The sequence below is a fragment of the Acidovorax sp. SUPP2825 genome (assembly GCF_030158995.1).
Classification (GTDB): domain Bacteria; phylum Pseudomonadota; class Gammaproteobacteria; order Burkholderiales; family Burkholderiaceae_C; genus Paracidovorax.
Genome location: NZ_BQXK01000004.1, coordinates 201,701 through 213,295 on the forward strand (window position 1 = coordinate 201,701; position 11,595 = coordinate 213,295).

At 62.3% G+C, this 11,595-nt stretch carries 12 protein-coding genes; all 12 read right to left on the bottom strand.

All coding sequences use genetic code 11. From position 1 onward, the window contains the following. Positions 1-8: 8 nt before the first annotated feature. Complete coding sequence (gene era, locus AVAK2825_RS07410; RefSeq protein ID WP_284395948.1) at positions 9-1,025, bottom strand: GTPase Era; 1,017 nt, start codon at positions 1,023-1,025, stop codon at positions 9-11. After that, positions 1,022-1,705, bottom strand: coding sequence for a ribonuclease III (gene rnc, locus AVAK2825_RS07415; protein ID WP_284395950.1), 684 nt, complete (start codon positions 1,703-1,705; stop codon positions 1,022-1,024). The genes era and rnc overlap by 4 nt, the downstream gene beginning before the upstream one ends. A gap of 3 nt (positions 1,706-1,708) precedes the next feature. Further along, positions 1,709-2,074 (bottom strand): DUF4845 domain-containing protein, encoded by a 366-nt coding sequence (locus AVAK2825_RS07420; RefSeq protein ID WP_284395952.1) that lies wholly within the window; start codon positions 2,072-2,074, stop codon positions 1,709-1,711. Between the two features lie 53 nt (positions 2,075-2,127). Further along, entirely contained in the window at positions 2,128-3,102 is a 975-nt protein-coding gene (gene lepB, locus AVAK2825_RS07425; RefSeq protein ID WP_284395954.1) for a signal peptidase I, read from the bottom strand. Between the two features lies 1 nt (position 3,103). Continuing rightward, positions 3,104-4,912, bottom strand: coding sequence for a translation elongation factor 4 (gene lepA, locus AVAK2825_RS07430; RefSeq protein ID WP_272567874.1), 1,809 nt, complete (start codon positions 4,910-4,912; stop codon positions 3,104-3,106). 451 nt (positions 4,913-5,363) lie between these two features. Beyond that, a complete protein-coding gene (locus tag AVAK2825_RS07435) occupies positions 5,364-6,848 on the bottom strand; it encodes a DegQ family serine endoprotease (RefSeq protein WP_502870503.1) in 1,485 nt (494 codons plus the stop codon). A gap of 141 nt (positions 6,849-6,989) precedes the next feature. Continuing rightward, positions 6,990-8,036 carry a MucB/RseB C-terminal domain-containing protein gene (locus AVAK2825_RS07440; protein ID WP_272567873.1) on the bottom strand — a complete coding sequence of 349 codons (1,047 nt, stop codon included), beginning with the start codon at positions 8,034-8,036 and terminating at the stop codon, positions 6,990-6,992. A gap of 70 nt (positions 8,037-8,106) precedes the next feature. Continuing rightward, complete coding sequence (locus AVAK2825_RS07445) at positions 8,107-8,730, bottom strand: sigma-E factor negative regulatory protein (RefSeq protein WP_272567872.1); 624 nt, start codon at positions 8,728-8,730, stop codon at positions 8,107-8,109. 53 nt (positions 8,731-8,783) lie between these two features. Then, on the bottom strand, positions 8,784-9,410 hold the full coding sequence (rpoE, locus tag AVAK2825_RS07450; protein WP_272567871.1) for an RNA polymerase sigma factor RpoE: 627 nt from the start codon (positions 9,408-9,410) through the stop codon (positions 8,784-8,786). A gap of 10 nt (positions 9,411-9,420) precedes the next feature. Continuing rightward, positions 9,421-9,918, bottom strand: coding sequence for a hypothetical protein (locus AVAK2825_RS07455; protein WP_284395958.1), 498 nt, complete (start codon positions 9,916-9,918; stop codon positions 9,421-9,423). Positions 9,919-9,972: 54 nt separating this feature from the next. Then, on the bottom strand, positions 9,973-11,217 hold the full coding sequence (fabF, locus tag AVAK2825_RS07460; RefSeq protein WP_284395960.1) for a beta-ketoacyl-ACP synthase II: 1,245 nt from the start codon (positions 11,215-11,217) through the stop codon (positions 9,973-9,975). 40 nt (positions 11,218-11,257) lie between these two features. Continuing rightward, complete coding sequence (acpP, locus tag AVAK2825_RS07465) at positions 11,258-11,497, bottom strand: acyl carrier protein (RefSeq protein WP_003058049.1); 240 nt, start codon at positions 11,495-11,497, stop codon at positions 11,258-11,260. Positions 11,498-11,595 lie beyond the last annotated feature (98 nt).

Here is an 11,595-nt window from a genome sequence, read left to right on the forward strand (position 1 = left end):
GGGCCGATTCACTCGTAGCCGAACGAGCGCACGCGCGCTTCGTCGTCGGCCCAGCCGGAACGCACCTTGACCCAGATCTCGATGAACACCTTGGCGTCCATGAGCTTTTCCAGCTCCTGCCGCGCTTCGGTGCCGATGCGCTTGAGGCGCTCGCCCTTCTCCCCGATCACCATGGCCTTGTGGCCGTCGCGCTCCACCACGATGGTGGCGGCGATGCGGATCATGCGGCTCTTGGTCTTGCCCTTTTCTTCCTCGAACTTGTCGATGACGACGGTCGAGGTGTAGGGCAACTCGTCCCCCGTGAAGCGGAACAGCTTCTCGCGCACCGTCTCCGAGGCCAGGAATTTCTCGCTGCGGTCGGTGAGCTCGTCCTCGGCATACCACCAAGCCTGCTCGGGCAGGTACTTGGCGCAGATGCCGAACAGGCGCTCGATATCGCCCTTGTTCTTGGCCGACATGGGCACGAACTCGGCGAACGGATGGCGCTCCTGCATGCCCTTGAGCCACGGGGCGATTTCCGCGCGGCGGTGCACCGTATCGAGCTTGTTGGCGATCAGCAGCGTGGGGATGCCAGGCTTGAACAGCGACAGCACCTTGGCATCGGCCAGCGTGAAACTGCCGGCCTCGACCACGAAAAGAATCAGGTCCACATCGCCGATGGCGCCCATCACCGTCTTGTTGAGCGACTTGTTGAGCGCCGTGCTGTGCTTGGTCTGGAAGCCCGGCGTGTCGACGAACACGAACTGCGTCTGCTCCATCGTACGGATGCCGGTGATCCGGTGGCGCGTGGTCTGCGCCTTGCGCGAGGTGATGCTGATCTTCTGCCCCACCAGCGCATTGAGCAGCGTGGACTTGCCCACATTGGGCTTTCCCACGATGGCGATCAGACCGCAACGCTGGCCGGTGGCATCCGCCGGGGCGCTGGCCGGCTTGGCGGCTGCCAGCATCGCTTCCAGGTCATTTTGGCCGCCAGCGCTAGATTCATCTGCGCCACCAGCTACATTTTTTGTAGCATCTTCATTCATGGATTCTTCGCTTTCAATAGGACCAGCATGGCCGCTGCCGCCGCCTGCTCGCCTGCCCGGCGTGAGCCGCCGATGCCGCGCTCGGTCAGGCCCAGTTCGGAGATTTCGCACTCCACATCGAAGGTCTGGCGGTGTGCAGCCCCCACCGTACCCACCACCCGGTACTGCGGCAACTTCATTTTGCGACCCTGCAGCCACTCCTGCAACGCGGTTTTGGGGTCCTTGGCGGCCGCCTCCATCTGCGGGTTGATCTCCACGCTCTGGAAGAGCCGGTGCACCAGGGCCTCGGCCTGCAGGTACCCGGCATCGAGGTACACCGCGCCGATGAGCGCCTCCAGCGCGTCGGCCAGGATGGATGGCCGCAGCTTGCCACCCGATTTGGCCTCGCCCTCGCCCAGGCGCAGCACGTCGGGCAGCTTCAGGCGCAATGCCAGTTCATGGAGGGTCTCCTGCCGGACCAGGTTGGCCCGCACGCGGGACAGATCGCCCTCGGGCAGATCGCGCAGGCGCTGGTACAGCAGGCTGGACACCGCCAGGCTGAGGACGGAATCGCCCAGAAACTCCAGGCGCTCGTTGTGGTCGGCGGAAAAGCTGCGGTGCGTGATGGCGCGCTGCAGCAGCGAAGGATCGGAGAAAGCATGCTGCAGGCGGTCCTGCAGTGCGGAAAGGCTGGGTTGCACCGACTACTTGGTCTGTTCTTGGAATCGATACACGAGATAGGCCGGGCCGGCCAGGGCGATCTCGCGCGAGTAGCTGAAGGACACGACGATCTTCTCGTTGCGCTTGGTCACCTCGAGGTCCTTGCCCTGGACCGAGCTGATGTTGTCGATCGACGCGGCACGGTCGAAGATGGCGCGCACGTCCGGCACCGAACTGCCTTCCCGCGCGGCCTTGTTGGCGGCCTTGCTGATGGCCTGGTACTCCAGGAAGATCGGCACCGACTGCCCGCCGATGGCAAAGGCGGCCACGGCCAGCAGGCCGATGAAAATCAGTCCGATGAACGACAGGCCGCGCTGGCGCGCGCGGCTGGCGGTACGGTGCAATGCCATGGTGATCTACCCCTCTTTGGTATTGGCGGTGGTGAAACGTGCGAAGCCGATGCTCAGCGGAACGGGCCGATGCGCTTGAGGTTGCCGAAGTTCATCCAGACGAAGAAGGCCTTGCCCACGATGTTGGCGTCCGGCACGAAGCCCCAGTAGCGCGAATCGAGGGAGTTGTCCCGGTTGTCGCCCATCATGAAATACTGGCCCTCGGGCACCTTGCACACCACACCCTCGACGCTGTAGCGGCAGTTCTGGCGGTTCGCGAAATCGCTGGCGCCCTGGACGAAGGCCGGCACGTCGGGGTTGTTGATCATGCGGTGGCGGTGGTCGCCCAGCTGCTCTTCGAACTGCTTGAAGTAGCGCATCGTGTCTTCGTCGAAGAAGTCCGGCACGGCGGAGGTTTCCACCACCTGTCCGTTCACCGTGAGGCGCTTGTTCAGGTAGGCCACTTCGTCGCCCGGCACGCCCACCACGCGCTTGATGTAGTCCATGCTGGGCTGGGGCGGGTAGCGGAACACCATCACATCGCCGCGCTGGGGCGCATTGCCCTGCGTGAGCTTGGTGTTGATGACGGGCAGGCGGATGCCGTAGGTGAACTTGTTCACCAGGATCAGGTCGCCCACCAGCAGCGTGGGAATCATCGAGCCCGAGGGAATCTTGAACGGCTCGAACAGGAACGAGCGCAGCAGGAACACCACGGCGATCACCGGGAACAGGCCGGCGGTCCAGTCCAGCCACCAAGGCTGCATCAGGATGCGGTCCTTGGCCTCCTGCACGTCGCCATCCACCTTCTGGATGCCCATGCGGTCCAGTTCGGCGCGCCGCTGCGCCGCCGCATCTTCGATCGCCTGGGCCGCCCTGCGGCGGCGTGGCAGGAAGACCAGCCGCTCAGCCAGCCAATAGGCGCCCGTCACCACGGTGGCCAGGAACAGCAGCAGGGCGAAGTTGCCTTCGATGGCCCCCATGTACCAGGCCCCGACATAGGCCACGAAGGCGGCGAGGATGACGGAGGTCACGTATTGCATGGCCTGCATCTCAGTCTTCCACCTGCAAAATGGCCAGGAACGCTTCCTGGGGCACTTCCACCGAACCGATCTGCTTCATGCGTTTCTTGCCTGCTTTTTGTTTCTCGAGAAGCTTGCGCTTGCGGCTGATGTCGCCGCCGTAGCATTTTGCCAGCACGTTCTTGCGCAGCGCCTTGATGGTTTCGCGCGCGATGATGTTCGCGCCGATGGCCGCCTGGATGGCCACGTCGTACATCTGGCGGCTGATGATCTCGCGCATCTTGGCCACCACGGCCCGGCCGCGGTACTGCGACTGCGAGCGGTGCACGATGATGGACAGCGCATCGACCTTCTCGCCGTTGAGCAGGATGTCCACCTTCACCACGTCGGAGGCGCGGTACTCCTTGAACTCGTAGTCCATCGATGCATAGCCGCGCGACACCGACTTGAGCTTGTCGAAGAAGTCCAGCACGATCTCGCCCAGCGGCATCTCGTAGGTCAGCATGACCTGGCGGCCGTGGTAGGCCATGTTCATCTGCACGCCGCGCTTCTGGTTGGCCAGCGTCATCACCGGGCCGACGTAATCTTGCGGCATGTAGAGGTGCACCGTCACGATGGGCTCGCGCACCTCCTCCAGGCGGCCCTGGTCGGGCATCTTGGAGGGATTCTCGACCATCACCACTTCGCCGTCGGCCTTCACCACCTGGTAGACCACGCTGGGCGCGGTCGTGATCAGGTCCTGGTCGAACTCGCGCTCCAGGCGTTCCTGCACGATTTCCATGTGCAACAGGCCCAGGAAGCCGCAGCGAAAGCCGAAGCCCAGCGCCTGGCTGACTTCGGGCTCGTAGTGCAAGGAGGCGTCGTTGAGCTTGAGCTTTTCCAGCGCATCGCGCAGCGAGTCGTACTCGCTCGCTTCGGTCGGGTACAGGCCGGCAAACACCTGGGGCTGGATTTCCTTGAACCCCGGCAGCGCTTCGGTCGCCGGACCGGCATTGTTGGGCAGCTTCTTTTCCAGCGTGATGGTGTCGCCCACCTTGGCGGCCTGCAGCTCCTTGATGCCGGCAATGATGTAGCCCACCTGGCCGGCGTCGAGCGAGTTGCGCGATTCGTTCGCGGGAGTGAACACGCCCAGGTTGTCAGCGTTGTACACCGCGCCGCTGGCCATCATCTTGAAGCGCTCGCCCTTCAGCAGACGGCCATCGACCACGCGCACCAGCATCACGACGCCGACGTACGGATCGAACCAACTGTCGATGATCATCGCGCGCAGCGGGCCATCGGCCTGGCCGCGCGGCGCCGGCACCTTGGCCACGATGGCTTCGAGAATTTCGTCGATGCCCATGCCCGTCTTGGCAGAGCAGGGAATCGCATCGGTCGCATCGATGCCGATCACGTCCTCGACTTCGGCCTTCGCGTTGTCGGGATCGGCGTTCGGCAGGTCCATCTTGTTCAGCACGGGCACCACCTCCACACCGAGGTCCAGCGCGGTGTAGCAGTTGGCCACAGTCTGGGCTTCCACGCCCTGCGACGCATCGACGACCAGCAACGCACCTTCGCAGGCCGAGAGCGAGCGCGAGACTTCATACGAGAAGTCCACGTGGCCCGGCGTGTCGATCAGATTGAGGTTGTAGATCTGGCCGTCTTTGGCCTTGTATTGCAGCGCCGCCGTCTGCGCCTTGATGGTTATCCCACGCTCTTTTTCGATGTCCATCGAGTCGAGCACCTGGGCTTCCATATCACGCTCGGCAAGCCCGCCACAGCGCTGAATCAAGCGATCCGCCAAGGTCGATTTGCCGTGGTCGATGTGCGCAATGATGGAAAAATTTCTGATGTGGTTCATCAAGGGAAAGCGACAAGTGATTGAATTAAAACGGAGCGCACAAGAAAAAAGGGCGCGTCAAATGGTGACGCGCCCTGAACCAACAATCATTTGGCAACTGCGATGGTTGGAACTTCATTGTAGGCAAAAAGGCCGAGAGGGAAAGTCCGCCCGACAAGGTTCAGAGGGCGTTGCCGCCTTGCAACGCGTATTTTATACACAGCTTATTCACAAAACGCTTTCGACTTCCGGAATAACTTGTGGGCACGCTGTGGATCACCTGTGCATGGTTCGAGACCATCCCACATGGTGGCGCAGAATTGAATCGATATGCAGTTAAGCTAGGAAAAGCAGTCGCCATTCTATCGAAAACGATCAATGGAAATGCCGCGCAAACGTTGAGGGACCGAACCGGATTTCTGCGCAAAGGCCCCAAACCCCACTTTGGGATGGGGCTTTGTGAGGCCACCGGTCAACGTGCCGGACGGATCAACGCGTATTGGGCCCATTCGCCACGGCGGAACAGCACGTTGATGGGCTTGCTCTTGTCCGCCTTGGCCAGGGCCGCCTCGAAGTCCTTCAGGTTGGCCACTTCGATATTGGCGATGGAAAGAATCACGTCGCCTTCGCGCAGGCCGGCACGCGCGGCCGAATCTGTGGCCGCGTTGACACGCAGCCCACCCTTGAGCTTCAGCTCCTTTTTCTGGGCGTCGGTCAGCTCGGCAACCGCCAGGCCCAGTTGCTGGGCGGCTGGAGACGGCTTGGGTTTTGCGCTTTCACGCTCGCCGCCTTTGCTCGCCACCGGCTTGTCGTCCGGCTCGATCTCGGCCACGGTGATGGAGAGATCCTTGCTGGCACCGCGGCGGAACACCGTCACCGTGCTCTTGTTGCCCGGCTTGGTATTGCCCACCAAGCGCGGCAGATCGGCGGTTTTTTCGATGGTCTTGCCGTCGAACTTCGTGATGATGTCACCCGCCTCCACGCCCGCCTTGTCGGCAGGAGACCCGGCCTCCACCCCACTCACGAGCGCCCCCTGGGGCTTGCCCAGACCGATCGACTCGGCCACATCCTTGGTGACCTGGCCGATCTGCACGCCGATGCGCCCGCGCGTCACGCGACCCGTGGCGCGCAACTGGTCGCTGACCCGAATGGCCTCATCCATCGGAATGGCGAAGGAGATCCCCATGAAGCCGCCCGAGCGAGAGTAGATCTGGCTGTTGATGCCGACGACCTCGCCACGCATGTTGATCAGCGGCCCGCCGGAGTTACCTGGGTTGATCGCGACGTCCGTCTGGATGAAGGGCAGGTAATCGCCCGTGTCGCGCTGCTTGGCACTGACGATGCCCGCGGTCACAGAGTTTTCAAGCCCGAAGGGCGAGCCGATCGCCATGACCCACTCACCGACCCGCAGCCGGTTGAGATCGCCCACCTTGACGGCCGGCAATCCGGTGGCTTCGATCTTGACCACGGCCACATCCGTGCGCTTGTCGGCGCCCACGATCTTGGCTTTGAACTCGCGCTTGTCGGTCAGGGTGACGATGACCTCGTCCGCGCCCTCCACCACGTGCGCGTTGGTCATTACATAGCCGTCTTGCGTGAGGATGAAGCCAGAGCCCACGCCGCGTGGCTGCTCTTCCTCGGGCTGTGCCCGGGGGCGCTGCTGGCGCTGCGCATTGGGCGGCACGGGCACACCGAAACGCCGGAAGAACTCGAGCATCTCCTCGTCCATGGCATTCGGGCTGGCACGCTCCGCGGCTTTTTCCAGCGTGCGGATGTTGACCACCGACGGCCCGACCTGATCCACCAGGTCCGTGAAATCCGGCAAACCCCGGACCGTGGGCGGCGGCGTTTGCGCCAACACACCGACGGGCACAGCCGCGGAGGCAGCGGTCAATGCCATCGCGACGGCCACCGCGCACGATTGCAGATTTTTCCAGTTCGTCGTCATCGGCATCATCGTTCTTTCAAAATTCAGAGGAGACATCGGGAGCAGCAAAAGAACTTCGTATTGCAAGCTTCACATTTGGTTCCCGCAACACCACCGTCAGCAGTTCATGCATCCGCCCCGGTGGGGCGGCTTGGGCAGCGGAGGCGCCACTCAACGGGCGTATTCCAGTTGCTCGGCCACCAGCCGCAAGGTTTCCTGCGGCACCTCGCCCACCGCCGTGAGCCACATGTTGCCTGAAACGCGTTGCGCCAGGGTCTGGGTCGCCCCCATGCTGCCCGCGCTCGGGCCGGCAGCATGGCGGGAGGCGTCGTAACGCTCCAGGAAGAGCGAGACCGTCGCCAGTCCATCCGAGAGCAGGCAATGCAAGGGAAGGCCCGTCTGCGCAGCAGACGCATCCTCTTGCTTATAGCAATCCCCAGGGGTGAACCCACCCACCGGCGCACGCAGGCGCCAACCTTCGGCTTGTGCCGTGGTCTTGCGCATGGCAACCGTGACCACACGGAAATCGCGCACGTCATCCATCATGCCGACGAGGCGCGCAAATGGCACCGCGTTATCCAGCTCCAGCTGAGAAAACGCCGCCTGCTCCAGCACACGTCCCCGCAGGTCGAGGGTCTGCAGCTTCAAGATCAAGCCCGAGGCTTCGGCCACCCACATGCGGTAACCGAATCGCAGCCCATCCTTGGGTCGCAGCCAGGCCACTTCGCTTTCGTGGCCCGCAACGCGTTCACTTCCCAATGTCTGCACCGTGTAGTGCGCATCCAATCCGCGATCGGCCGTTTCAGGCAACCGCGGGAACAAGCTGGGCATGTCGCGGCGATCCTCGCGCACCATGCGTGCCTGGGGCAAGAAGGTGCGGACGAGCCCCTCTCGGCGATAGACCACGCGGGGAGACCCGTTCAATGCCTCGATGCGCTCGATCTGGTCGTTTCCGTCGGCCGCATGCCAGATACGGGAACTGACCATGGCACCCGATGCGGACAACACCACGAAGGTACCGCTGTAGCTGTGCTCGCGGGAGGCACGATGGATACGCTCCAGCCATCCGGAAATGGAGCGTGTGTCGCCAGGCACCGCGGCATTGGATGCAGCAACGGCGGGCGACGGCCCGGCCAGCGCATGACCCGAAGCGGCCACGACCAGCATCCACGCCAGAGCGTGGCGCATCGAAGCCACCTTGCTCAGGTAGCCCGCCAAGGCGCGAACACCTCTGACTCGAGGCTGGTGAGCGGCGTACAAGGGGCCTTCTTGGCCTGTCTTCACGATCTCAGCGCGCCGGAGCCTCGAAGGTGGCATTGCGCAGGAAACCTGCCGGCATTTGCAGCGCCGACGTATTGCCAAACTGTTTGTGTGCCGCCAGCAACTCATCCAGCCGCGGATCGCGGATCATGACCTGCGGTGCGCTCCCTTCCGTTGCGTCTGCCACCGCCACGGCTGCAGGAGCGGCGGTCACGGGCACAGCGGAAGCCATCTGCGCACCTTCGGCGCCGGACTGAATACCTGTCATGGCCGTCCATCCAATCGCCCCAACGGCGGCGAGCGAAGCAAAACCCGCAGCCATTTTCCAGCGAAACACGGAGGCATTGGCGGCCACGGCAGGCGTCACGACCTCCGCGACAGCTCCTTGAACGACGGCACTGGCCACCAACGGAGGGCGCTGAATGCCCTCCGCTTCGATCTGGCTGCGAAGCCGATCCACCAGTGAGGAATTCACCGGACGCGCCAACTCGGAAGAGCGAAGCACGTCGCCGATCAGGTGATACATCTGCCACGTTTCGGAGCCGTCCGCATTGCTGCTGGCGTAGTCCACGGCTTGACCAAACTCCTGGCCTCGCAACTGTCCATCCGCGAGGGCAGACAAATGTTCACGCATTTTCAGATCGTCATTCATGGTCGTTCCCCAGCCATCACGTTTTGCTTCACTGCTCTGCCATTCACACCGCGCTACCAGCGCTTGCCCGACTGCTTCTCCAACAAAGGGCGGACACGGGCCGATATGGCTTCCCGCGCTCGAAAGATACGGGAACGTACGGTGCCGATGGGGCAATCCATGGCAGCCGCAATCTCCTCATAGGTCAACCCTTCTATCTCACGCAATGTCACCGCCTGGCGTAAGTCTTCAGGCAGCGCATCCATTGCCGCATTCACCGCCACCGCGATTTCCTGGGCGGCAAGCACCGTCTCGGGCGTTTCGTCGGTGGTTAGTTCATGACCCAGTCGGGAAGTTTCATCGTCGTCATCACTTCCTCGCAAAGCATTTTCCGAGATGACGGGATTGCGCTTCATGTCGACCAGCGCCTTCTTGGCGGTGTTGACCGCAATCCGATAAAGCCAGGTATAGAACTGCGCCTCTCCCCGGAATTGGTGCAGTGCGCGATACGCCCGGATGAACGTTTCCTGGGCAATGTCCTGCACGAGATCCGAGTCGCGGACCATGCGGCCAATGAGCCGCTCGATGCGCCGCTGGTACTTGATCACCAGCAGTTCATACGCCTTCTGGTCACCCGCAACCGTGCGCTCCACAAGCTGAAGGTCACTGTCGGCGGAAGGCGGGGGCATGGAAGCAGTCATGAAAAAGGGCTCACGCGTCGCCGCGCCGGACAGAGAACATGCCGTCGGCACGGGGCTCTGGCTTGGGGCGCGAATATACCGCACGGCGTAGCGCTGCCCAGGCCTCCCGTGGCCCCACACGCTCAAGGCACAGCCAGCGGGTTCGGCCATCAACGCCATGCAATTGCAGCAAGAGAAAAGACTGGAAATCCGCATGGACCACCAATTCACCTGCAACCGGTACTCCCGCACCTTGATTCAACGACCAATGCAAGCCGTCCCAATACAGGACACCTTCAGGTAGACGGAACCAAAAGCGCCAAGCCAGTCCGGCAGACGTGATCCAAAGGACGAAAAACACAGCGCTTCGAAACAGGTCACTTCCAGCAGAATGCGTGATCCACACCGCAAAGGCACCAAGACCTGCAAACAGCACACCCGCAATGAACCAGCCCAACCGGCGGCTCCTCGCCACCTCATGGCGGGTGGCTGGGGCATGAAAGGACTTGGCCGAGCGGGTCATCAACACGCCCATGCCATCACAGGTGACCAACTGGCGCCGCGCAGCGGTCTGACCACCCCGTCAAACGCGCTTGAAAACCAGCGTGCCGTTGGTGCCGCCAAAACCAAAATTGTTCTTCACCGCGATGTTCATCTTCATGTCGCGGGCGACATTGGCGCAGTAGTCCAGGTCGCATTCCGGGTCTTGCTCGAAGAGGTTGATGGTTGGGGGCGCCTTCTGGTCACGCAACGCCATCACGGTGAACACGCTTTCGATCCCACCCGCACCGCCCAGCAAATGGCCGGTCATCGACTTCGTCGAGCTGATCACCGTCTTTTTGGCATGCTCGCCCAAAGCGGCCTTGATTGCATGAGTTTCGTTCAAATCGCCCAATGGCGTGGAAGTGCCGTGGGCATTGAGGTAGTCCACATCCTCGGCGTTGACGCCGGCATTGCGCAGCGCGGCCTGCATCGCGCGGCGAGGGCCGTCCATGTTGGGCGCCGTCATGTGCCCTGCATCGGCGCTCATGCCATAGCCGGACAGTTCCGCGTAGATCTTGGCACCGCGGGCTTTTGCGTGCTCGTACTCTTCCAGCACCAGCACCCCGGCACCCTCGCCCAATACGAAGCCATCGCGGCCTTTGTCCCATGGGCGGGAGGCAGTCTTTGGATCATCGTTGCGAGTGGACAAGGCGCGCATGGCCGCAAAGCCACCCACACCCAAGGGAGAGACCGTGGCTTCCGTGCCGCCGGCAACCACCACATCGGCGTCGCCGTACTCGATCTTGCGCGCCGCCTCGCCGATGCAATGCAGGCCCGTCGTACACGCCGTCACCACGGAAAGGTTCGGGCCCTTGAAGCCAAAACGCATCGATACATGCCCCGCCACCATGTTGATGATGGATGCGGGAACGAAAAAAGGCGTAATCCGGCGGGGACCCCGGCTTTCCAGTTCTGCATGGGTGTTTTCGATCAGCGGCAAACCACCGATCCCGGATCCGATGATGCAGCCAATGCGCGTCGCCAATTCTTCGTCCAGCGCCTCACCGGTTGGAAGGCCGGCATCACGAACCGCCTCATCCGCCGCAGCGATGCCGTAATGGATGAAGGTATCCATCGTGCGTGCATCCTTGGCGCTCATGTAGGCGCCAAGATCGAATCCCTTGACCTCGCCCGCGATCTTGCAGGCAAAGTTCGAAGCATCGAACTTGGTGATGAGGTCAATGCCGGATTGACCGGCCAGGATGTTGGCCCAGGCATCTGCCACCGTGTTTCCGACGGGGGTGATGCAACCCAGGCCGGTCACGACGACGCGACGATGGCTCATGCGCTAAGACTTTCTACGGATCTGTCTGAACTGAAGGCGCTCAGGCCTTCTGATGGGTATTGGCGTAGTCGATGGCGTTTTGCACCGTGGTGATCTTCTCTGCGTCTTCGTCAGGAATCTCGATGCCGAACTCGTCTTCCAGCGCCATCACCAGCTCCACCGTGTCCAGCGAGTCAGCGCCGAGGTCGGCCACGAAAGCCTTTTCGTTGGTGACTTGCGATTCTTCAACGCCGAGTTGTTCGGCAATGATCTTTTTGACACGTGCTTCGATATCGCTCATGGTTTCCCTTTGAGGGTTGTGAATGAATCCGCGATTCTAGCTGCTTCGGGATCAGTCCCCTACCAGCCCGCCGTCGCGATGAATCGGCGCTAACTTTG

Coding starts and splice junctions, on each gene's coding strand:
- lepB (WP_284395954.1), bottom strand. CDS start 3,102: ATGCAGGCCATGCAATACGTGACCTCCGTCATCCTCGCCGCCTTCGTG.
- rpoE (WP_272567871.1), bottom strand. CDS start 9,410: ATGACTGCTTCCATGCCCCCGCCTTCCGCCGACAGTGACCTTCAGCTT.
- AVAK2825_RS07435 (WP_502870503.1), bottom strand. CDS start 6,848: ATGATGCCGATGACGACGAACTGGAAAAATCTGCAATCGTGCGCGGTG.
- AVAK2825_RS07445 (WP_272567872.1), bottom strand. CDS start 8,730: ATGAATGACGATCTGAAAATGCGTGAACATTTGTCTGCCCTCGCGGAT.
- lepA (WP_272567874.1), bottom strand. CDS start 4,912: ATGAACCACATCAGAAATTTTTCCATCATTGCGCACATCGACCACGGC.
- acpP (WP_003058049.1), bottom strand. CDS start 11,497: ATGAGCGATATCGAAGCACGTGTCAAAAAGATCATTGCCGAACAACTC.
- era (WP_284395948.1), bottom strand. CDS start 1,025: ATGAATGAAGATGCTACAAAAAATGTAGCTGGTGGCGCAGATGAATCT.
- AVAK2825_RS07420 (WP_284395952.1), bottom strand. CDS start 2,074: ATGGCATTGCACCGTACCGCCAGCCGCGCGCGCCAGCGCGGCCTGTCG.
- fabF (WP_284395960.1), bottom strand. CDS start 11,217: ATGAGCCATCGTCGCGTCGTCGTGACCGGCCTGGGTTGCATCACCCCC.